We start from the raw sequence: 22083 nt of genomic DNA, 5'->3' as shown, positions 1-22083 counted from the left end.
TTCCTGGGAAGATATCTTCATGAGCGGACTGGGCGATCCCCGGGAGCAGAAGGGTTTGTCGCCGGGGCTCAAAAAGCATGGGACCGTTTTCTTCATCATGGAAGCCGGGACCTGAACGAGAGGCTCCGAATAAGTATAGTATACCCGGACTCGGACAGAGCTTAATATTGGATATCTAAATATAAACATGCTTGGATATTTTGGTCATATTATTACGTTATGTGCAGCCATTATTGCTCTTTTTGGAGATACCTGGAACAAGAAAGAGAAAGGTTTCCACAGATTGACTTTGACAGGCCGCCTCGCAGTGGGGATCGCCCTTATTGGCTTTACTTTCTCTTCTATTGAAACATATAAACAACAGAAGAGAATATACCAGTTGCATCAAGTCGCAGCCTCTGAGGTACAGCGGCACTGGAAAGCATTGATTTATCCTTTTACTATGATTCTGTGGGCGATTGATGGCCATAGTTACTGATATGACGATCTCACACTTAAACGTTTGCTGGATGCAGATGCCGTACAAAAAATCAAAGCACTGAACCTCAGAGATCAAGCGCCACATTTTAATGGAATGTGGCTCAAAGTCCTCTCTGAATCAACTAAAAACGGTCGAGAGGGATTAGATACGGCATCGTTCAAGTATAACTTTGTTTTGGATGAAGAGGTTATTACGGCGATTCACCATGTTCGGAACATGTACTACGTCGATGCGCTCATTTCCTCCAAGGTATACGGCGAACCAATTCGTACGATAAATGACCATGACTCAATGTCGGTCCAAATACCATTGGGTAATCTGGCCGATGATAAATTCTATTTCGAATACATTAATTGGCTTACTCGCCTCAAAGAGCTAATTGATCTTTATTCTTAGAATGCTATAACCTGCCGAAGACATCATGGGGGGCCAGAAAAGGCATTACTTCCTTGGATTTGAACCTTGTAGTTTCGAGGCATTACCAATCTTCCTCAACCGATCCAACTAGATCCGGAAACCATTCCAACGGGGACTTCAATGGAAGCGAATAATTAGATCTTTTTTCACTAGGAGAACTAAAATGTCAAAAATCATCGTATTTGTTTTAACAATAACATTAAGTTTTTCCTTGCCTGCCTATTCTGAGGAAAAACCCAAAGAAGAAAAAAAACCCCGACCAGATACAGAAATCACTGTTTATGACTTAAGCTCACGTCCCGTCCTCGATAGTCTATCGCATGCTCAAGCTTCTATAAAATTAAAAAACTATATTGAAGTTTATCTTAAGGCGCAAAAATGCAATGAGGTCATTATTTGGTCTATGCCAAGTGACGAGGAGAAAAAATGGAATTCAGACAGGCTAAGAGATGAACAACGTCACTTTTTAAACTCTGAGGGGTTTGCCACATGTGGATGCAATTGTAGTGTGTTTGTTGAGGTCCTTCCCAAAGCTGACTTTGTTAATAACAGAAGAAGCCTCCATTTTTCTCTCGAAGTGTCACAAAGAAACCCAACGACTAATCGATTCGAGCCAGCAATTAAAGCCATTAACAAAGTGCTCGAATTCTAAAACTTAAAAAACCACCAGAGTATTACAGAGGAAACAGAATTGAATGATCAATTAGATTATTTTGGAGATCCCATCTGATACCTTTTTTAAATTATTGAAGAGTACTGTGACTTCTTTTTACCGTGTTTTGAAAGGTCAAGTTCCTGAGTTTTACAGCAAAGAAGGTTGCGGGAAATATCACTCTAACCAGAATCATCTGCGAATTTTATAAACTATTCTGTTTGTGTCGAGCGAATTTCAGAAGATCTGCCCCTGTCCTTGAAGATCATCTCTATTTTCGCTCCATCAGCCTTATACCACGGATTAAGCAGGCCGAGGCTGTTGTCGACGTTGTGAATGGTACTGAAAAGGAATTTGTTCGCCACATTGACCGTGACATGGCTTTCCATCACGGCCCGCTGAAGCACCGCCATTCGATCGCCCGTGTGACAGACGATCAATATTCCGACCGGATCTTTTGAATTGACGGGGGCGAGAACACGGCTGAGCTGAATGAAAGCGGCCAGCTTCTGGACGAACTCCGGAGTATGGGTGGTTCCGGCATCGATTTCGACGAGATAGCTGAAATAGGAGCCGTTCGACAGCTGGACTGTAAACCGTAAATCCGGAATCCGTTTGACCCGGACCTTCTGCACCTGCTTCGCCAGCATCGCATGATCGTACAGCCGGATCACCCGGTACCGCCTCGGCTCCCCTTCGTAGACTCTCCGAACGAACCGGCTCACGATAATTTCATGGAAAAGGAACGGCCGGTTCAGCCGGACTCGGCGGATCCGGTCGATCGGCATGACGGCTTCCGAGATCAATGCCGCGATTCCCTCTTCACCGATGGAAAAAACCGGTTTATGTTGGATCGGATTTCTTCCGCGGATTTTAAAGGGTGTAAACCGTGTAATACAGCAGGCGTCGGTCAATTTCCACATCCGCCTCTCGAATGCCTGACGGCTGATTGTTTTCCCTCTCCCGACGAAAAACCGGAGATGCAGGTCGTCGGCGAATGCCGGCCCGACGGCGAGATATTTCAGCACCTCCAAGTCGCGGTCAGTGAGATTCAGTCCCTTTTGCCTCGGCATGGGCCCTCTCCCCGGCATCCGGCTCATTCTCTTTACACAGAGCCTCAATCTCCCCCTTGATGCGTTCCAGGTGATTGAGCCGGGACGCTTCAAAGATCTCGTTGATTCGACCGATCATCGATTGTGCTTTCACTGGGTCCCTTCGAAGCTGTTTCAAGAGCTTTACATGTCCTTCCGCCAGGCGATTGACATGCCAGAGAAGACCGGACCTGGAGAGTTCCTTCGCCTGTAGAACGATGGCGGCATAGGCTTGAACCAGAACCTTATTCTTCTTTGCGAGATCCCGGTTTTTTGCTTTAAGGTCATCGATTCTTCGCCTAAGTTCGGCCGATTCTGTTTCCGTCGATGGCCCCTTCTCCTTCGCCCGGCTCGGGTTGGCTTCCGATAGATCCCGTTCTCCACCCGTGCCGATCGTGAGAGCGCGCTGAGCCAGCCTCTCGATTGTTTTTCGAATATCCTCCTGCGGCAACTCGGATCCGTCGGCCAGGTAGCGGAGGATCTCCTTCCGTTCGACCTCATCCGGGACATAACCCCATAAGGAAGCGACCTCCTGAAATATCCGGTCGCGGTCGAGTGGATTTTTCATGTCATGCTGATCCCGCATCGCCAGGACCAGCCAGGGGCCCGCTTTGACCGGATGGCCTATCACCTTCCTGATTACCTCAGCCCCGAGTTTGACGATCAATTCATCCGGATCCTTGATTGTCCGGGTCTCGTCGTTCGGATCGGGGGCGGTGATCTCGGTGACATAGAGAGCGAATTCCGGATGATTCCGCATCAGGAACGGAATCAGGCGCAACACCGCTTGTCTCCCGGGCCGGTCGCTGTCGAGCAATAGAATGATCCGCTCGAACCGGGTCGCCTCCAGCGCTTTTCCATACCCTTCCTTGAACGCCGTCCCTCCCAGAGCGATCGTGTTATGAAGCCCATGCGACAACATCTGCAGGCAATCGAGGACCCCCTCGACGATGACCAGGGTCGCATCATCGGGGACTCTCCTTTTGGCATAGTAGAGATTGTAGGGGGAGTCGACCTGAAAGCCCGCGGCGTTCTTGTATTTCGGATAAATCTCCTCCTCTTCCGGCTTCAGCTTCTTCAAGCCGGCTTTCGTCGCCCCCGCGATGAATCCGCCCAGCGTTCCATTGGATGCGCGCCAGCCGAAGAGGATCTCGTAGAAATCTCCGTACCCTTTCGTGAGAATCCCCGTGTTTGTGATTTCCTCATAGGTGAATCCTTTCTTCTTCAGTATCCCGATCAGTCTGGAGCGGTCCCCGAGATAGCCGACATCGTGTGCTTTCAATACGTCGGGGGAGAGTCGCCTTTCCTGCGTCAGGTACTCCCATGCGTCCCGCGCCTGCGGAAGATTCCAGTCTTCTTTTGCTTGAGAGAGGATCGCTTCGCGGATATCCCGCCCGGAAGCGCGTGACGAGGGGAGTGGATAGCCAGCTTCCCGCGCCAGTTCTTCCAGGGCGGCGCGTTTGTCGCAACCTCTGAGTTTGCAGAGGAAATCGAAGACATCTCCCCCCGCTTTGCCGGGGCATTGAAAACAATGATAGAGCTGTTTTTCCGGGGTGATCGAAAAGCAGCCGTGGCCCCCGCAGAAAGGGCATCGGGAGAGCGTATAGTTCTTCCCCGATCTTCGGGCGGTCGCCCCTGTCCATTTCTCGATCAGGCCGAGAAGGTCGACCCTTTTTTTCACCTCCTCGAATGGATTTACGCTTCCCTGTTTCATGACGGACCCCCCATCCTTTCAGCTACCATCCGACGATCTCTCCGCCGCGAGGAGGCCCGGGCGAGGTGCTCGACGAAGGAGAGGGGGGGAGCGGATCGCCCCCGGGCAGATCGAGATCCCGATAAGAGGGGGGAGTCAAAGGCTGCATGACCGGCCGGTAAGCTTCCACCGGCAATCCTCTTCTTCGTTTGAATCTCCGGGTCTTATAAGAGGAGACGAGCTTGGCCCAAACCGGATGTAATCCTCCGATATTGAGAAGCGCCGTGCCGAGCGGCATATTGTGGATCTCATCGACCGTCAGCAGCGGCTTTTCGATATATGCCGTGGTGGTGACGGAGCCTCGCCGCCACGATCGCGCGATGCGCTTGTCCCGGATCAGACATTTTCCATAGAGTTCCGAAAGGCGCTTACAAGAAGGAAGATCGCACCCCTGCAGGGCGACCTCGGTCTTCGTGTTCACCGCGATCGAGACGACCTCGTGCGGCTGATACCGGGTCAGCTGCTCTTCCGCCTGGAGGTAGGTGACGATGCCGACCCGGGCCGACCGCGCCGTGTTCGCGAAATCGGCGAGGTCGGGGAGATGGAGCGCGTAGAACTCATCGAGATAGAAGAAAAGGGGGAGTCCATCCTCCTTCGTCCGGACGGGACGGTCGTAAACTCTCATCATGATCGCGCGGAGCAGGAGCGATGCCGCCAGACGCGCCTTCGGATTGCTGTGCGGGCTTGCGATGATCAGGAGGATCGGCTCTCGAAAAAGAAGGTCGAGGTCGAGATCGGGACGGGAGAAAGCGGCCGCGATCTTCGGATCGGAGAAGAGATCCAGCTTGTTGAGGATCCCGCTGAGGATATCGGGCAGCCGTGGTTTGTTCTGGAATTGGTGTTCGAACTCCCCCTGAAGCAACGGATCCTGGCAATAGGTGACCGCCGCTTCCAGCGCCAGCACCCCTCGAAGGGCGAGCTGGTAAACCATCGGAAGGCAGCACTGCCGCGGATCTTTGTATCCCATCACCAATTGGCACATCAGGCGGAAGAGGCGGCGTTCCTGAAGGTCGAACCAGATCGAGGTGTCGTTGGCGTCGGTATTCCGTTTCCCGAGCACGACTTCCTCAATCCGGTCCAGTCCGGTTGTGCTGGCGAGCAGTTCAAACCCGGGGCAGTCGGGATGATAAGGATCGAACAGGATGATCTTTTTCCCCTTGGCGCACCAGGCGCCCCCGATCGCCTCGAAAGCCTCCGGCGATTTGACGTCGAGGACCACCGCCGAACAGTCGCCCGACGCATCCTCGATCAACTGCGGAAACATGTATCCATCCGTTTTCCCCGTTCCGGCGCGGCCCTGGACGCGGATGTGCTCGAAACGGTCTTTCTCCGGCAGGGAGAGGGTCACGGGGAGGAAGATCCGTTTCGTTCCCAAAATAAAGCGGTTTTTATCGCGCTGAATGAAGAAGCGTTCCAGAAGGATCCAGTAGAGAAGAAGCGCGACGGTCAGGGAGACGGTGAGAATGATCACGGTCTGATCGGGATGCATCCAAGCGGAGAGGCCCTCCCGGCTGAAACGCCATCCGAAGATGATCGCCGACAAGCCGGCGCCAATCGCGATCACCGCATAGAGAGAGAGGGGGAAGCGGGCCCAGTTTCCGAGGCGCGAGAGGATCTCCCAGGCCGTGGCGTATCGTCCCGTCCCTCTTCCGTCCGAATTCCGCCTGGCCCCCATCACAAAGACAAAAAGGAGCAGCGCGCCGACCAAGAGAAAGAAATATTGATCCGAGAAGAGTCGAATCGATTCGAACTCATTCATCTTTTCCTCCATCATTTATCATCATCGGCCCCTTCGAGCGGGGTCCCCTTGAGGACGCGCCGATCGAACCGGCGGTCGTCCTCCTCCATAACGAACCTTCTATTTCATTGACGCATTCCCTCCGCCCCGATCATACCGTCTCAACGGCTTGCAAAAAACTTCGATTTTGGGCGACGGATCGCCCAAAATCGCATGATTTTGCAACCGGATATTTTGCTATATTCCCCGCAATGAACATCGAACCATGGAATGGAAAATGAAACTTTCCTCAAAAAACGCTCTCCCGATCATCCTGATCGGATATTTTTCGTTCGCTTCTCCGGAGGCCGGGGCGGTTGAAATCATAAAAACTCCGTATCGGTATCCATCCGATATGGAGGTCGCCATCGAGGCCGCCGAAACGTTTGTCCTCTGCGACTGCAAGGCCGCTCCTCCCTTGGCCGTAAAGCCGAGAGAGATCCCGATCGCGTTGAAGGTGACGGAGCCGTTCCACTTCACCCTCCCGGCCCCGATCAGGGAAGAGCCGGTTCAGGAAGAGGGAGGAAGCGCCGGCGGGGGAGAAATGAGGGAAGGGGAGCCGGATTCGACTCTGACCGCTCCGGCCGGAGACGATTCGGGGCCGGCGATCATCTTGTTCGGGTTCAATGAGAAGCGGATCACCCCGGAGCAAGAAAAGGAGATCTTAAAAGCGGCGGACCGGATCAAAAAGTCGGGGGGAGAAGTGAACGTCTTCGGCCATACCTGCGATCTCGGGGGGAGCGACCAAAACGACCGCATCTCTCGCGAACGGGCGGAGAGGGTCGCCGCGATATTAAAAGAGCGCGCTGTCACGGTGGCGGAGATCGCGGGAAAAGGAAGCTGCTGCCCCCGGTCCACCGACCGGCGGCTCAATCGCAGGGTGGAAATCTTTGTCACGAAAAACGGAGGGGACCATGAGAAGTAGGCCGCTGCTGGTGATGTTTGTTGTGCTGTTCTATCCCTTGCAGCTCTTTGCGGAAGTGGAAACGAAGCCGGACGACGAAGAACTGATCCGGATCCGATTCCCCGAGATCACGATCGAGGGTCTCGGGAAAACGGAAATCGACGGCCTTTATGAGATCGCCTTCGAGGAGAAGATCGTCTACTACCACCCTCAGAGCGGGTTGACCATCGTCGGAGAGATTCTGACCAAAGATGGGATCAGCCTCACCGCCCGGAAAAAGGCGGAGATGACGGCCGACCGGATCAAAAATCTCCCTCTGGAGAAGGCGATCCGGATCGGGAACGGAAAGCACACGGTGATCGAAGTGGTCGACCCGGACTGTCCGTTTTGCCGAAAGACCGCGGCTTTTTTCAGGAAGCGGTCCGATGTCACCCGGTATGTCTTTCTCCTTCCGATCACGGAGATTCATCCGGAGGCGGAGAGAAAGTCCCGGTACATCTTATGCGCTCCGGATAGAAAACTGGCCTACGAAGAGGTCTTGTCCGGCAGGCTTGATCACGAAGCGTTTGAAACCTGCGAAGACGCCGCCGTTTCCGAGCTGCTGGAAGAGCACAAACGGATCGGCCGGCGGCTGGGAGTACGCGGCACCCCCACGATGTGGATCGACGGAGAGTTCGTCTCCGGAGCCGATTTCAAGAAGATCGCCCGGATTCTGGAAGGGAACTAACGGCTTCCCGTCGTGGACGGGGAGAATCAAAAGAGGAGGAGGCTGATGAGAGTACTCATGAGAATGAGGAGAGAGAGAAGGAAAGAGCTTTACACCGCGTTTCTGGCGCTGATGTTCGTCCTGGCGGTGGCACCGGCGGCGATGGCGATCACCGCGCCCGCGGCCGGATCGTTTGCTTACGACGTCTACGACATCGGAGTCAACCAGATTTTGAGGGGGCCGATCGGCTTCGTCGGTGGTGTCGTCGCGATCGTCATCGGCGCCGTGATGGCGATCCAGGGAGAGGTAATGTATGCCGTCCCCGCCATTCTGGGAGGAGCGGTGATGCTCAGAGCGGACACCGTGGTGACGAGCCTCGGGGCCGTTATTTAACAACGATCCGAATCCCTGAGACGGGCGATCCGTCTCAGGGAGAGTAAGTTTACGCGAAAGTCTCTGATGGAGAAAAAACGGTTTCCGCAATATTTGAGCGCCCCCTTCCAGGTGCTCTGGTTCGAATCGGACGATCTGGTCATCGCGCTGATTTTCTACGTGCTGGCGCTGCTCTACGGCGGCGTATTCTGGCTTCTGATCGCCGGAGGCCCGTACGCCTACTCCTCGGTGAAGAAAAGATACCCCAGGGGCTTCTTGAAACACAGCCTCTACTTCATGGGGCTGGTGCGGATGCGGGGCTATCCCGATTTCTTCGAGACGGAGTTTTACGAATGAAGCTTGAAACCTATTTACAGGGCGCTTCGAATAAGGCGGCGGAAAACAGGCTGCTCAAATCCGTTGTCCTGATCATCGGAGTCGCCGTCGTCGTCAACACTGTTCTGCTCTCGCGGGCGATGAATGCCGCGCGCACGATTCTCATCCCGCCCGGGATCAACGGCAAAGTGGAGATCACAGGGGATCGCGCTTCGGAGGAGTACGTGAAAGCCTTTGCAAGGTACGTGACCGGCCTGGCGGGAAGCTATACCCCGGCGACGGCACGGGCCCAGTTCGAGGAGTTGCTGGTTCTCTATTCCCCCGAAGCATATCCGGAAGGGAAGAAGATCTTCTATGAGCTGGCCGACCGGATCGAGACGGCGCACGTGACTCACGTCTACTTCATCCAGAAGATCGCCGTGGGAAAATCCCAGATCGAAGTCAGCGGGATCAGGAAGCAATTCATCGAAGCGACCCGGATCGATGAGACGGGGATGAGCTATCTCATCGATTACAAAATCCTGGACGGCAGATTCACCCTTTTGGGTTTTTCTGAAAAGACGGAGAGATAAGATGCGGTTATTTTGGATGGTCATCCTGATACTCAGTTTCCGGCTTCCGGCCTGGGGCGAGGCGCCGCTGGAGATCCGGCAGCCGATTCCCGCCGATATTGGGATTCTCCCGGAGGTGGCCACGCCGGTGGAGATGAGCGCGTCCGACGCCAACCGGATCGTCTGCGCCGATGTCATCGAAGACATCGTCTTCTCCAAAGAAAAAGGGCTCTCCATCCATTACACCCGGAAAGACGCTTTCCTGAAATTCCAGATCATCAAAGAGAACGACCGACTGATTTACGCTGAAACCCCCGCGGAGGTCTTTGTCGTCTGCAAAGAGAGCGTCTACCGGATCATTGCGATTCCGAAACGGATCCCTTCGCAAACCGTCCGGCTGCTCGCCGGAAGGACCGACCAGATCAAGACCAACCGGTCGTTGATGAACGGGCTCCCGTTCGAGGAGAAGGTGATCACGCTGGTCAAATGGGTCTATACCGACGCGATCCCGGAGAGCTTGACGGTAAAGCGCTCCCAAGAGAGGTTCGATCTTTTTCGCGATATCGATCTGACGCTGATCCGGACCGTGACGGTGGAAGGGGAAGGGCTGACCGTCAGGGAGTTTCTGGCCAAGGCCACCTCCGGGCGCGTGGAATTGAAGGAGAAGGATTTCCTCCGGGCGGAGCTGGCCCGAAAGCCGGTGGCGATCACCGTCGATCGATTCACGCTGTCTGCGGGGCAGAGCGCCCGGATCTTCATCGTCGAGCAGGGAGGGATCGATGACTAGCCTGAGAGAGTTCTTCAGCCGTCTCTCCCCAGGGCAGAAAAGGGGAGCGGTTCTTCTTCTGCTGATCGCGTCCGTCCTGGCGGTCGGCTTCACCGGTTACAAATACAGCCGCAGCGCCGGGCCACCGGCCCCCGTCTCGGAGAAAAAGAAGGATCTCTCCTTAGAACCGAGACTGATGGAAAAGTCCCTGTTCATGGAATCCCAGAAAGAGCTGCGCCGGCAGGAGGCGGGCCTCTCCGAGCTTCGCCGGGAGATGGAGGAGTTAAAAAAGCAGAAGAGGGAAGCGGATACAAATGGGAAAGAGGCGGCTGTCGGGGATCAAAAGGAGCGGTTTCCAATCCCTCCGCCTCCCCCTCCGGGGGAGTTCCGCATTCCTCCTCCGCCTGCTCCCTCTCCCGCGGCAAGGCCGCCGGACCCGCAGCGCGAGATTTTAGGGGAGATCATGGTCGTCTCCAACCCCCATGCCAGGACGGCGAAAGCGAACCCGGAGGAGGAGAAAAAAAAAGAGAAGCGGAGTGTTTATCTTCCCCCTTCATTCATGGAGGCAACCTTATTGACCGGGCTCGATGCGGAGACCGTGGAGTCGGCCCGCGGCAATCCCGAGCCGGTGCTCCTCCGGATTAAAGACCTGGCGGTTCTTCCCAACCGGATCAAGGCCAATCTGAAAGGCTGCTTCGTCATCGCGCACGGCTTCGGGAGGCTCTCGAAAGAGCGGGTCGAACTGAGACTGGTGACATTGTCCTGTCTTGCCAAGGACGGTCAGGCGGTCATCGACCAGGCCCTAAAGGGGTATATCGCGGACGAAGACGGGAAGAACGGACTTCGGGGCGAGGTCGTCTCCCGGATGGGATCAAGCGTGGCAAGGGCCGCGCTGGCGGGGTTCTTCGGCGGAGCGGGCGACGCCTTCCGGGCGGCCGCCAACACGACTTCCGTTAGTCCCCTGGGGACGACCCAAACCGTCCAGCCCGGGAACATCGGGATCGCCGCGATTGGAGGGGGCCTCTCCGGAGGATCGGACCAATTGGAGAAGCTCTATCTCGATCTGGCCCGCCAGGCGACGCCGATCATCGAGATCGGGGCGACCAAAACCGTCACGCTGGTGGTGACTGAAGGGATCGATTTGATCATCAAGGATGTCTGCATCGGAGGTCAGCAATGCGTACGATAACCTTCATTCTGTTTTTGATGATGCCCGCCGGCTGCTCTGTCTTCAATCCATACAATGGCGATTTCACCTGTCCGAAGACGTTCAACGGGAGATGCGTCTCTCCCAAACAGGCCTACCGGGAGTCGGTGGAAAGCACCCCCGGAAAAGAGGAGGAGGCGATCAGGCCGTTGAAGAATTTAGAGAAAGATTTCAACATGAGGGGCTCCGTATCCGAGACGACCTACCAAAATGCGCTCTTCGAGAAGCTGACCTCCTTGCTGAAGGAGCCGACGACCCCCATGATCGCTCCGCCCCAGATTGTGCGCGTGCTGATTCTTCCCTACGAAGGGGAAGGGGCCAAACTGTTCATGCCGCGCTATGTCTACGTCATTATCGATGAGCCGAAGTGGGTGCTCGGGAACAAGGACCTGCTTAATGACATAAAAAGCGGCCGGACGGAACACCTGCCGGCGAAATAAAGAGGGACGGGTTTGATGCGTATTCCAAATATTCTCAACCTATTCGGGTCACGCGGCGGGCTGACCGTGGCGGAGCTTAAGGAAATGACCTACCGGAACAAATTTTCCGACTACCTCCCCTGGGTCGCCTACGATGCGGAATCCCGAACCTACATCAACATCGACGATACGGCCGGTTTCCTCTGGGAATGCGCGCCGCTGGCGTTCGCGGGGGAGAAGACCGAGACGACGCTTCAGGCCCTTTTTCGGATCGCTTTTCCGGAAGGATCGATCCTGCAGTTCATCCTTTATGCCGACAGCCACATCGATCCGTTTCTTCATTCCTACCGGCAGTGCAAAACCAGGGAGAATCCGATCATCCGCAACACCACGGAGGCCGCCTGCCGGTACTTCAGGGAGGGAACGAAAGGGCTCCCCAGTCTCTCCGGAATACCGATCCGCAACTTCAGGCTCTTTGTCTCCGCCAAGCTTCCGGTCGATGCGAAAGGGATGCCGGCGCGAAAGTTCGAAGAGATTCACGCGACGATCGAGGAGACATTGCGGGGGGCTTCGCTCTATCCGGAAGCGGTCTCCCCCCATAGCCTGCTCGACTGGATGAGGCGGCTGTTCAATGCAGATCCCTCTCTGAACAACGACCGCTACGATGAAACGGTCCCGATCCGAAAACAGGTGATTCTCGCCGAGACCGGGATCACAAAAAACGCCTCTTTCATGCGGATCGGGGAGAGGACGTTTCGGTGCACCACCCCGAGACTCTTTCCGAAAGAGGTCGACCTGTTCCAGACGAACCAGCTGTTCGGCGGCTGCTGGGGGCTGATCTCCGACGGCGATCAGATCAAGACCCCCTTTCTCTATACCGTCAATATCCTCTTTCACGACATGAAGGCGCATCTACATAAGAAGTGCAACATCGTCCTCTGGCAGAAAGGGGTGGGGAGCTTCGCGCGTTCGCTTCTCCGGAAGCAGGAGGAGTTTCAATGGGCCACCGACGAACTGGAAAAGAAAGGGGGGAACCGGTTTTTGCGCGTTCTTCCGATGTTGTGGGTGTGGGATTCCGACGAGAAGGCCGCTTCGGAGTCGGTCACGCGGGCCAAACGGATCTGGGAGTCGCAGGGATACATCATGCAGGAAGACAAAGGGATCCTTCCGGTCCTGTTCCTCTCCTCGCTTCCGTTCGGTCTTTATGACAAAGGCGCGAATGTCGATCATCTCGACCGGGATTTCATCGCGCAGTCCGATTCGATCGGAGCGGTGCTGCCGGTGCAATCGGATTTCGCGGGGGGCGGCGCACCGGTCCTGATGTTCATCGGGAGAAAAGGGCAGCTCTGCGGCCTGAATATCTTCGACAAGCGGGCCAACAACCACAACATCTATGTGGCCGCGACTTCCGGCAGCGGGAAATCGTTCTTCGTCAACTATCTTGCCTACAACTATTACGGGAGCTACGCCATCATCCGGATCATCGATATCGGGGGCTCGTACAAAAAAATCGCCAAGATGTTCAAAGGCCGCTACCTCGATTTCAAAGAGAGCGAGAAGATCTGTCTCAATCCCTTTACGAACGTGAGCCGGAAGAACGAGGAGGATCTGCAGGGAGATCTTTCGGTCATCGCTCCGATCGTGCTGCAGATGATCTACTCGGTCACCGGAGCGCCCCCCCCTGAATCGGCCGAGACCGCGATGACGCTGATCAAGTCCGCCGTGAAATGGGCTTGGGATACCGAAGGGAATGACGCGAAGATCGACACCGTCTTCGAGTATCTGCGCCGGTTCCCCAAGTACATGGCCGAGGATTTCGAGTCGAATGACGCCTTCAAGCAGCTTTCCCAGACGCTGGCGTTCAATCTGATGGAGTGGACCTCCGGACACACCTTCGGCCGCCTGTTCAACGGGAAGTCCACTTTCGATATCTCCCAGGACGAGTTTGTGGTGCTGGAGCTGGAGCACCTGAAGCCCCGGAAGGAACTCTTCAAGGTGGTCACGCTTCAGGTGCTCAACGAAGTCACGCGCGATCTCTATCTGTCGGACCGGTTGAGGCCGCGCATGGTGATTTTCGATGAGGCCTGGCAGTTTTTGGAGACCGGCGCCGACAGCATGGCGCTCAGGGATGTCATCAAGGAGGGGTACCGGCGGGCCCGGAAATACAGGGGCTCTTTCGCGATCATCACCCAGTCGCTGCTCGATTCCAAGATGTTCGGGAGTGTGGGCGATGTCATCCGGGGGAATTCGGCGTTTCGCTTCTATCTGGAATCGGTCGATTTCGAGAAAGCCCGCGAGGAAAAACTGATCGACTACGACCCGTTCACGATGAAACTGCTCAAGAGCACCAAAAGCAGTCGCCCGAAGTATTCCGAAATCTTCATGGACACCCCGTTCGGATGCGGGGTGGTCCGGCTGGTGGTCGACTCGTTCTCATATTATGTCTACACCTCGGACGGAGCGGAGGTCGCGGAGATCGAGGCGATGGTGAACAAGGGGATGCCGTATGAAGAGGCCATCAAAGAGATGGTTGGCAAGTATCGCAGCTAACCTGATCCTTCTGTGTGGATTGGGGATGATCCGGACCGGGCCGGCACCGGCTCAACCCGACCCCAGGCAGGCGGCGGAGGATTCCGCGAATCGGGCGCTCTCGAAATTCGGCTCCTCCGAGGGGATCCGGGAGAACGCCTCCAATCCCCTGACTGCCGAGGGGACCCTGATGACGACGATCGACAACGACACCTCTTTCAATGCCCGGATGAGTTGTCCTTCCTCCAGCCGTTTTCTGAATGTATCGGTTTCTTCCACGCTTACAGGGGACCTCTTCCCGGTCTCAATCGGCCAGGATATCGACCTGGACGGAACGGCCGATGCCGCCTATCAGCCTTCCTTTCCGGTCTCGGGCGTTTGCAGCAACGGAGTCATCTCCTGCGATCCCGGCCGGTGGAACAACTGCCGCTATTACAAGTGGATCGCGCAGCCTTCGGGCAGGGCCGATCTTTCGTCGGTGCCGATGGAACAGCTCGGCGGCTGTTACTGTGTCAATAACAGCTGCGGCGCCCCGCTCGCCGCGAACCTCCCTGTCGCCTTGAAGGATCTTGGGGGAGGGGTCGTGGGGGCCATCCAATCCATCAACCCGAAATATGCGGTGACCGATGTGAGAATCGAGGGAACGTCGATCAATTACTACGGCCAGAACTCCGGGGCCTGCTCGGCCGTTCCGTCCGGGGGCGGCTCGACCACCCCCGAGGAATATTACGCCGACCCTGGGGGCCTCGGCATCGACACTCAAGCCGAGTTGATGACCCAAGCGGCCGACCCCGACAGCGGCTACAGCGTGATCACAGGGTCGCTCGCCGCGGAGAGGACCGCCTCCGATCTGAGCGTCTGCGCAATCGACAGAACGGTCTCGATCGCGACGGCGGCCTCGTTTTGCGAAAATCCCCCGCCGGCCGGGGCGATCGCTTCCAGGGAGGAGACTGTTTACCTGAAAGTTTACGCGGGATCGGATCGATCCAATAACGACTGCCGGTGTTCCAATGTGACCGGTTACTGCACGCCCCCCCCGGCCGCCCTTTTCGCGACGGTCCCGGAAGGAGCGGTCTATGTTGGGACTTCCGCCGAAAATTTCCGCGATCGGTCGAGGAGGCGGGGCCGGGACCGCTGCACCTATGACATCTATGACTATTACTCTCTCTGTACCCGGACCAGCGATATTCTGAGCGAGACGGTCACCGACGCCTGCAACGGCCTCGATTCCGATCCGAAGTGCCGCTTGAGAGACGAATCGGTCGATATCGTCGATACCTATCTGAATTATCAGCCGACCGGCCTGACACCGCTTCCCTCCTGCCGGACCTTCACCGGCGAGGTCCAAGCCCATTCGGTCTGCCGCGACTTCTGGGAAAAGAAGAGGAGCTACCTCTGTGAGACGGGGGAGGGTTACGGCTTCGGCGACATTCAGAGACGGATGGAGGCCGTCACGGCGAGCGTGACAGACAACACAGATTCTCTCTACTACCGGGATCTGAGAAGAGATGCGTCGGGAAACTGGATTGACGAGGAAAAGACGGTCGGTCTTCCGGAAAAGGATTCCTTCCCAGCCTGCCGGAAAGCGTGCAAGACCCGAAAGGCGATCTCCGATACGGACGCCGGGATTCCGGGAAACACGTCACAGTTCAGGACCTCTACCGACAGCGATGCGTTCTTCGTTAAGACCTGCACCGAGGGGGAGGTCTGTCCGCTCGATCCGGGAGAGGAGATCGTCAAGGACTGTGGGTGCATCAATGATTTTTCGGAGGCCGCCTCCTTGATGGAGGTGTTGAAATCGGCCGGGAAAGATCTGGCCTGCGAGGGACCGGTCGATCCCGATACCGGGTCGTGCCTGGGGCTGATCTCCATCTTCAAGGGAGACGGGGCGTTCTGCCGGAATACCGTCGGGGGTGGCGCGACCCGGAACTGCTGCGTGCTGGATGAGGCGCTCCTGAGCTGCAACGCGGAGGAAGAGGCGTTGCAGAGCCGAAGAAGGGATCGACTCTGTCATGAGGTCGGAACCTATTGCAGCCGCTGCGCGTTCGGAAACGAACCCGGATGCGGCGGACCGGGGAACTTCTGCGTCGAGAGATCGGCCGCCTTCTGCTGTTTCGGCTCGAAGCTTTCCCGCATCGTCCAGGAACAGGGGCGGGCCCAGCTTCAGAGCTTTGTCCCGGACGGTTTGTGGGATCTTGACCCGGGAGAGGGGGTTTCCCCCAATTGCGCCGGCTACTCCCCCGCGCAGCTTCAGATGATCGATTTCAGCCGGATCGATCTCTCCGAATATTTCGGCGATATCCGGGCCCGGTCGCAGGACCGGATCGAACAAGAGATGGGAAATCAGATCGATGAGTTCTACCGGAACACACGGCCATAAACGGATTCTTCAGGGAATGAGCCTGATCATTTTGCCGGCGCTCTGTGCCATCGTCTTCGCCGAGAGCACCCCGACAAGCAGGCGTTTGGGGCTGCCCGCGGGAACGCTCGGCACGGTCGGCGTGGTCTATCCGATCGCGGAGCCGGATGCGCTTTCGGAGATCGAAGAGCGGGCCCGGCAAGTTGATTGGGAGTGGCTGATCGGCGGGAAGATCGTCGAGAAAAAGGTGTCCGCTTACCGTCCGGCGGGGTTGAAATCTCTTCCGCGGACCGAAAAGGGGAGAAAGTACGACATCGATCTCACCTATACCCTGACCGGGGACATTCCGGACGGGGAGGGGGGCGTTCTCTATCCCCGAGGGTATCGGTTCAATCCGCTCGATTACTTGACCTTCCCGAACACGATCGTGGTGCTCGACGGAGCGGATCCGAAGCAGGTCGGTTGGTTCAAGTCGTCACAGCACTTCGACGACTTCAAAACGATCCTGCTCATCACCGGCGGCTCCTATTCCGACCTGTCGAGGGAGTTGAAGCGGCCGGTCTATTATGCCGACGGGACGATCATCGACCGGTTCAGGCTCAAAGCGACGCCGGCTGTCGTCAAGCAGCGGGGCAAAAAGATGGAGGCGCAGGAGATTGGGGTTAAGAGACCTTCTTAGGTTTGTCATCATCATAGGGTTTTTCTCTTTCAGTCGCGCGGACGCCGCGCCGGCGGGGGTACCGCTCAATCCAGTGACCGACATCTGCTGGAACTGCGTCTTTCCAATCCGGATCGGAGGGGTCACCGTCATCCCCGGAGATGTTCCGGACACCCCGGATCTCTCGCGCCTTCCGGTCTGCGTCTGTCCCATCCCGGTCCCCCCCTTTCTCCGCTCCGGGATCCCGGTCAGTTACTGGGAGCCGGCACGGTTCGTGGAGACGGTGAAGAATCCCTTCTATTTTCCTTCTCTGGGAGCCGGCATGCCGAACCTGGTCGCTCCCGGTTTCCTGGCGGGGACCCACTCTCAGATCGCCTCCGGAAATCAGATCGATACCTCCACCTTCGCCCAGGCGCACTGGTTCATCTTTCCGGTCTGGACGCTGCTGGAGCTTCTGACCGATTTTGTCTGCCTGGAGGAGAGCGGGTTCGACGTCACGTATCTTTCCGAGGTCGACCCACTCTGGAACAATGACATCCTCTCACTGATCATGAGCCCGGAGGCGCTGCTCTTTGCCAATCCGGTCGCACAGATGTCGTGTGTAGCCGATTCCGTGGCGGCCAACGGCGGCCTCCCGATCTCCGCCCTCTACTGGTGCATGGGAAGCTGGGGGTCGGCCTATCCGCTTACCGGCCATGTCAACGACGATAATTATGTCCAGGCCAATGCCGCGATCGCGGCGAGGATGATCTACAAGATGGGGAGGATGGGAGCGCTGCACGATACGGCGGTCAATCTCTGCGCCGCGGTCCCCACCCCCATCTGGGTGAAGCAGAACTACCGGCTTCACGCGGCGAAGCCGGTCAGAGATGTCACCTGTTCTCCGATCGGGCGATCGAGCCTGATCTGGGGAGCGGGAAACAACCCCCCTTTTTCCGCGGGCGGCAATTCGAGCGATAACTTTTTGTGGATGATCTTCCGGAAGAGGGCCTGCTGTGCGGCGTAGACGTTCCGAAAAAAGAAGCCTTCCGCGGGGTCCGATATTCGAGCGAGTACGGATCATCTTTAAAGTGGTCGTCCTCGCGATCGGCCTGATGATCGCGCTTGCATCCGACCGGGACGCTGGCGCGGAGACGAGGAGAGCGGTCATCGATGCGCCCGATTCATGCCACCCTTTGAAAAAAGTGGAAAGGGATGCCGTTTTCCTCGAATCGACCGGAGAAACGTGTCTCCGAATGATCGGCAAGGTTCCCGTGGAAGTCGATTCTTCCGTCCGAACGGTCCGGATCTATGTAGACGGCCGGTTCTGGAGGGAGCAGGAGCTTACTGAACTCGACATGGAGGAGATCAGCAAAATTGCGAAGCGCGCGGAAGAGATGGCGGCGGACCTCAAGGTTTTGGAGAATCGACACCGGCCGGAAATGCAGGCCGAGGCCGGTAAGCTGGCCGGGGAATTTCATTCGGAAGGGTCTCAGAAGAAGCTTGAGGCCGAGACGGAGAGGATCAAAGAGGCCCTCTTCAAAAAGCGGCGCGATCAGAGTGCCGGTTCGGCGGAAAGGGAAAGCGCGGACTCCCCCCAAAGAGCAGGCCCATCGCAGGGGCCTCCGGCGGAGAGTCGGTATCTTCAACCGGACGAGCGGATCTATCTTTTCGTCTCCTCCTCCGTTCCAATGACCACGCTCCGGAACTACGCCTCTGATCTGAGCAGGCTCGCCGATCCGAATATCTCGATGGTGATGCGGGGGATGATCGGCGGGATGAAATATGTCCGGCCCACCACCGAATTTGTCTCGAAAGTGATCGTGAAGGACGCAAACTGCAAAGTCTTTCGGGACCGGTGCGACGCCCATCAGGTGAACTTCGTGATCGATCCCCTCCTTTTTCGGAAGTACCGGATCACGCAGGTTCCGGCCGTGGTCTATGCGCCTCGTACGGGCGCCGCCGAGCCGGACCGGAGCGAAGGGCTGACGCCGACGGAGAAAGAGTTCTATGTCCTTTATGGAGACGCCTCGCTTGAGTACCTGCTCGAAACACTGCGTCGCGAGACGAAAAGCCGCTCTTTAGGAAGGGCCGCTTCCGCCTTGAGTCACCAAGAAAGTCCTCCGGAGAGAGAACGATGAGACAGTGGGTCATCACGGTCGTCGTCAGCGCATTTTTATCGGTGTTTTCGGTTTTGGTTTACGACCGATACTTCGCCACCAAGATCGTCGCGGTGGATGTCCGCGGTTTTATGGAGGAGCAGAAAAAACTGTATCTCTCCGGCGTGATCGGGGATGAGCGGCTCAAAGAGGAGATCGAGAAACTGGAGAAGGCGATTTCAGGGGTTCCTTCGAATAAAGTGGTTCTAATGGGAGAGGTGGTCGTCCGTAATGCGGAAAGTCTGGTCCCTTAAGCTGATCATATTCATGACGGCGCTGCTCGCGGCCGGCGCCTGGATTCCCCAGCGCTTTACGGTGACGATCACCCCTTCCTTGCGGCATCGAATCTATCTCCTGGACAGATCGCCTTCCAAAGCGCAGATCGTCCGTCACAGCTACGTGCTCTTCGAGCCCCACTCGAAATTATTGCAAGGGGCGAAGACCACGCGGACCCTCAAGCAGGCCGCCTGCGTAGAAGGGGATGTTCTTATTGTGAAAGAGGGGTTGTACTACTGCAACGGCACCTATCTGGGGCAGGCGAAAGATTACTCGCTGAAAGGAGAGAAGCTGGAGCGCTTCGAGTTTCAGGGTGAGATTCCGAAAGACCGCCTGTTTGTTTTTGGGGAGCATGTCGACAGTTTCGATTCACGGTATCTCGGATTTGTGAGGAAAGAAGATGTTATCGCGATCGCTCATCCCATTTTTTAGCGTGTTGTTCCTGACGGCCTCTGTTCATGCCGCGGAGCTTCCACCGGAAGCGTCCAAGCACGGATGGTGGTGGTACGAGAAGGAGCCTCAAGAGACGCAAGAGAGACAGGATACGCGGAGGCTTCCCTCCCTCTCCGAGCATACGCCCGGGGAGCTCTGGAATATGCATCCGGACGATTTTCAGGCGCTCTTGATGGCGTTTCAGAAGAAGGCGGTGATGGCCCCCACGATCGAGAATGTAAGGGAGTACTACATCGTTCAGGATATCGCGAGACGAAAAGCGCTGGCCTTCGCCAATGTCGCCGCGGCCGTGATTCAGAAATTTCCGGAGCTCTCCCTGGAGAAGGACTTTCCCAACGCGATCCCCGGGAAGCTGGCCAAGGTCCGGCGGCAATCGGAGGAGCTTGCCTCCAAGATCAACCAGGCAAAAGAGCGCTTTGCGCTCGTCTACTTTTACTCTCCTTCCTGCGGGTACTGCTCGGAGCAAAGCGAGATCTTGAACTTTTTCGTTTCGAAATACCGCTGGCAGGTCAGAGCGGTCGATATCTCCAGGAATTCCTCTCTCGCGGAGATGTTTCACGTCCGCGCGGTCCCCTACATCATGCTGATTCACAAAGAGAGCGAAGAGTTCATGCCGGTTGCGATCGGAGTGGTCTCACTGGCCCAGATGGAGGAGCGGGTCTTTCGGGGCATTCGTCTTTTGGAAAAAGAGATCTCTCCGGAAGAGTATTCGATGTACGAATTCGAGCGGGGGGGAGGATTCGATCCGGGGGCGCTCCTCAAGGTGAATGAACCCTATCCATAAAAAACTTGCGGAGGGATCCATGGTAAAAAGGACGATTATCACAACCTTAGTTCTGATCGTTATTCCTTTGCAGGTTTACTCCGGCTGGGTGGACGACTGGATCGATCAGAAGACGGAGACCTCTCCCGGATATTTCGAGGGGCAGAAGAGAGGATACTTCAACGGCGGCAGCTTCTCCGCCCGGTGGTACAACAGCAACGATTTCATCGCCAGCTTCAATCCGCCGCGGGTCAAAACCGGCTGCGGCGGCATCGATGTTTTCGGGGGCGCCGTCTCGTTTATGGATTTCGACCGTCTCGTCCAGAAGCTTCAGACGATGTTGACCAATGCCCCGGCGGTCGCGTTCGATATCGCATTCAACACCCTGTGCGAGCCGTGCGCCAAAAGCATCAAATCGTTCGAAGCGATCACCGACACCCTCAACCAGCTTCAGTTCAACGACTGCCAGGCCTCTCAGGTGGTCGTCGCGAAAACATTTCAGGGCCTCGGGGCGGAAAACGCCAAAGTCAGGGCGATGGCGGAGTCTGATTTTGCCCTCACCCGGGGCGTGCGGGACCTGCGGGCCGAACTGACCGATATTTGGAAGACCCATGACAACCAGCAGACCACGAACGACGCCGATCAGATCGTCGGGTGTCCCGCCGGAATCAGGGAGGTCTTCGCCACTCCAGGGAGAACGGTCCTGGCTGCGATGGCGGAGAAGAAGAGCTACCCTTTAGAGTACATCGATCTGGCGCGGGGCTTCACCGGCGATATCCTGATCTCCGAAGCCGAATCCGAAAACGGCACCCGGCAGATCTTTCCGCTCTTCGTTCCTCCCTGCGAGCAGAACAAACCCGAAGCGGTCGAGAATTTCTTCTCAGGACAGGCTTACAGAAGGCCCGCGGACGGCTCCGCCTGTACCTTGATCACCGACGCCAACGCCAATCTCTCCTTATGGGCCAACAATAAACTCAACGGAATCGTCACCAAAATGAGAACCGGATTCTCCCTCAGCCCGGAAGAGGAGACTTTTATCAACACTCTCCCCGTACCGGCTTATTCGGCTCTGAAGGTCGCGGTGATCTCGGACCAGCCCGGCAGCATCACGGCGCTGCTCTCGAACATGACGGCGCGGGCCTACGCTTACGGGATGATGTCGGACCTCTATCATATGGCGCTGCAAAACATCACCACGTCGCAATCGCTGATCTCAGCGCAAGGGCAGCAGATGAAATCCGACTGCCAGATGGACCTGATGACGCCGGCGATCGCTCAGACGGAGAGACTGGCGGAGCGGATTCAGGAATCGGTCGGACTGATTCAACGCGCTTATGCCGCAATGGCCGGTGAAGTGAATACGATCCTGGAAGTCTCGATGCGGTTCGAGCAGTTCAACCGGATCGCCCGATCCCAACTGTCAGAGGTCTTTCAGCCCTCCTTGGTGAATCGAACGATGGGGAGCCGTTGAAAAG

The 22083-nt window shown here is 56.6% G+C and carries 23 protein-coding genes; 20 read left to right on the top strand and 3 right to left on the bottom strand.

All coding sequences use genetic code 11. The features are described 5' to 3' along the window. Positions 1-187: 187 nt before the first annotated feature. From MNODULE_RS11220 to MNODULE_RS11210, 3 genes are all read left to right on the top strand, one after another. A complete protein-coding gene (locus MNODULE_RS11220; protein WP_168059795.1) occupies positions 188-478 on the top strand; it encodes a hypothetical protein in 291 nt (96 codons plus the stop codon). Between the two features lie 24 nt (positions 479-502). Then, positions 503-877: a hypothetical protein gene (locus MNODULE_RS11215; RefSeq protein ID WP_168059793.1), complete on the top strand. Its 375-nt coding sequence runs from the start codon at positions 503-505 to the stop codon at positions 875-877. 184 nt (positions 878-1061) lie between these two features. Continuing rightward, positions 1062-1550: a hypothetical protein gene (locus MNODULE_RS11210; RefSeq protein WP_168059791.1), complete on the top strand. Its 489-nt coding sequence runs from the start codon at positions 1062-1064 to the stop codon at positions 1548-1550. 212 nt (positions 1551-1762) lie between these two features. Here the strand turns inward: MNODULE_RS11210 and MNODULE_RS11205 are convergent, their stop codons facing one another. The 3 genes from MNODULE_RS11205 to MNODULE_RS11195 are packed head-to-tail and all read right to left on the bottom strand — an operon-like array spanning position 1763 to position 6153. After that, the gene (locus tag MNODULE_RS11205; RefSeq protein ID WP_168059789.1) at positions 1763-2623 is read right to left on the bottom strand and encodes a replication-relaxation family protein; all 861 of its coding nucleotides are present in this window, start codon (positions 2621-2623) and stop codon (positions 1763-1765) included. Next, the gene (locus MNODULE_RS11200; RefSeq protein WP_168059787.1) at positions 2592-4355 is read right to left on the bottom strand and encodes a CHC2 zinc finger domain-containing protein; all 1764 of its coding nucleotides are present in this window, start codon (positions 4353-4355) and stop codon (positions 2592-2594) included. The genes MNODULE_RS11205 and MNODULE_RS11200 overlap by 32 nt, the downstream gene beginning before the upstream one ends. 22 nt (positions 4356-4377) lie before the next feature. Next, entirely contained in the window at positions 4378-6153 is a 1776-nt protein-coding gene (locus MNODULE_RS11195) for a type IV secretory system conjugative DNA transfer family protein (RefSeq protein WP_168059785.1), read from the bottom strand. Between the two features lie 256 nt (positions 6154-6409). Between MNODULE_RS11195 and MNODULE_RS11190 the strand changes: the two genes are divergently transcribed. The 17 genes from MNODULE_RS11190 (at position 6410) to MNODULE_RS11110 (ending at position 22079) form a co-directional block, all read left to right on the top strand. Continuing rightward, the gene (locus MNODULE_RS11190; RefSeq protein WP_168059783.1) at positions 6410-7096 is read left to right on the top strand and encodes an OmpA family protein; all 687 of its coding nucleotides are present in this window, start codon (positions 6410-6412) and stop codon (positions 7094-7096) included. Further along, positions 7086-7802, top strand: a complete 717-nt coding sequence (locus tag MNODULE_RS11185; protein ID WP_168059781.1) for a DsbC family protein — start codon at positions 7086-7088, stop codon at positions 7800-7802. Before MNODULE_RS11190 ends, MNODULE_RS11185 begins: the two co-directional genes overlap by 11 nt. 45 nt (positions 7803-7847) lie before the next feature. Next, a complete protein-coding gene (locus MNODULE_RS11180) occupies positions 7848-8174 on the top strand; it encodes a hypothetical protein (RefSeq protein WP_168059779.1) in 327 nt (108 codons plus the stop codon). A 66-nt stretch (positions 8175-8240) separates the two neighbouring features. Further along, positions 8241-8510, top strand: a complete 270-nt coding sequence (locus MNODULE_RS11175; protein WP_168059777.1) for a type IV conjugative transfer system protein TraL — start codon at positions 8241-8243, stop codon at positions 8508-8510. Next, entirely contained in the window at positions 8507-9061 is a 555-nt protein-coding gene (locus MNODULE_RS11170; RefSeq protein WP_168059775.1) for a type IV conjugative transfer system protein TraE, read from the top strand. The genes MNODULE_RS11175 and MNODULE_RS11170 overlap by 4 nt, the downstream gene beginning before the upstream one ends. A gap of 1 nt (position 9062) precedes the next feature. Continuing rightward, positions 9063-9827, top strand: coding sequence for a TraK domain-containing protein (locus MNODULE_RS11165; RefSeq protein ID WP_168059773.1), 765 nt, complete (start codon positions 9063-9065; stop codon positions 9825-9827). Continuing rightward, positions 9820-10995 (top strand): TraB/VirB10 family protein, encoded by a 1176-nt coding sequence (locus MNODULE_RS11160; protein ID WP_168059771.1) that lies wholly within the window; start codon positions 9820-9822, stop codon positions 10993-10995. The genes MNODULE_RS11165 and MNODULE_RS11160 overlap by 8 nt, the downstream gene beginning before the upstream one ends. Further along, positions 10983-11453, top strand: a complete 471-nt coding sequence (locus MNODULE_RS11155) for a TraV family lipoprotein (RefSeq protein ID WP_168059769.1) — start codon at positions 10983-10985, stop codon at positions 11451-11453. The genes MNODULE_RS11160 and MNODULE_RS11155 overlap by 13 nt, the downstream gene beginning before the upstream one ends. A gap of 15 nt (positions 11454-11468) precedes the next feature. After that, on the top strand, positions 11469-13982 hold the full coding sequence (locus MNODULE_RS11150) for a TraC family protein (protein WP_168059767.1): 2514 nt from the start codon (positions 11469-11471) through the stop codon (positions 13980-13982). 25 nt (positions 13983-14007) lie between these two features. Then, on the top strand, positions 14008-16341 hold the full coding sequence (gene traN / locus MNODULE_RS11145; RefSeq protein WP_168059765.1) for a conjugal transfer protein TraN: 2334 nt from the start codon (positions 14008-14010) through the stop codon (positions 16339-16341). Then, positions 16313-16999 (top strand): hypothetical protein, encoded by a 687-nt coding sequence (locus MNODULE_RS11140; RefSeq protein ID WP_202882184.1) that lies wholly within the window; start codon positions 16313-16315, stop codon positions 16997-16999. The genes traN and MNODULE_RS11140 overlap by 29 nt, the downstream gene beginning before the upstream one ends. A 73-nt stretch (positions 17000-17072) precedes the next feature. Continuing rightward, positions 17073-17984: a TraU family protein gene (locus MNODULE_RS11135; protein WP_168059763.1), complete on the top strand. Its 912-nt coding sequence runs from the start codon at positions 17073-17075 to the stop codon at positions 17982-17984. After that, positions 17974-19098: a TrbC family F-type conjugative pilus assembly protein gene (locus tag MNODULE_RS25270; protein WP_168059761.1), complete on the top strand. Its 1125-nt coding sequence runs from the start codon at positions 17974-17976 to the stop codon at positions 19096-19098. Before MNODULE_RS11135 ends, MNODULE_RS25270 begins: the two co-directional genes overlap by 11 nt. Beyond that, the gene (locus MNODULE_RS11125; protein WP_168059759.1) at positions 19095-19370 is read left to right on the top strand and encodes a hypothetical protein; all 276 of its coding nucleotides are present in this window, start codon (positions 19095-19097) and stop codon (positions 19368-19370) included. The genes MNODULE_RS25270 and MNODULE_RS11125 overlap by 4 nt, the downstream gene beginning before the upstream one ends. Then, on the top strand, positions 19348-19824 hold the full coding sequence (locus tag MNODULE_RS11120; protein ID WP_168059757.1) for a S26 family signal peptidase: 477 nt from the start codon (positions 19348-19350) through the stop codon (positions 19822-19824). The genes MNODULE_RS11125 and MNODULE_RS11120 overlap by 23 nt, the downstream gene beginning before the upstream one ends. Beyond that, positions 19793-20629 carry a conjugal transfer protein TraF gene (locus MNODULE_RS11115; RefSeq protein ID WP_168059755.1) on the top strand — a complete coding sequence of 279 codons (837 nt, stop codon included), beginning with the start codon at positions 19793-19795 and terminating at the stop codon, positions 20627-20629. The genes MNODULE_RS11120 and MNODULE_RS11115 overlap by 32 nt, the downstream gene beginning before the upstream one ends. Before the next feature lie 19 nt (positions 20630-20648). After that, complete coding sequence (locus MNODULE_RS11110; RefSeq protein WP_168059753.1) at positions 20649-22079, top strand: conjugal transfer protein TraH; 1431 nt, start codon at positions 20649-20651, stop codon at positions 22077-22079. Positions 22080-22083 lie beyond the last annotated feature (4 nt).

The organism is Candidatus Manganitrophus noduliformans (assembly GCF_012184425.1).
In the GTDB taxonomy this organism is placed as follows: Bacteria; Nitrospirota; Nitrospiria; order SBBL01; family Manganitrophaceae; genus Manganitrophus; species Manganitrophus noduliformans.
The sequence above is the reverse complement of the archived record's forward strand: the minus strand, read 5'-3'. Positions and strand labels throughout refer to the sequence as shown.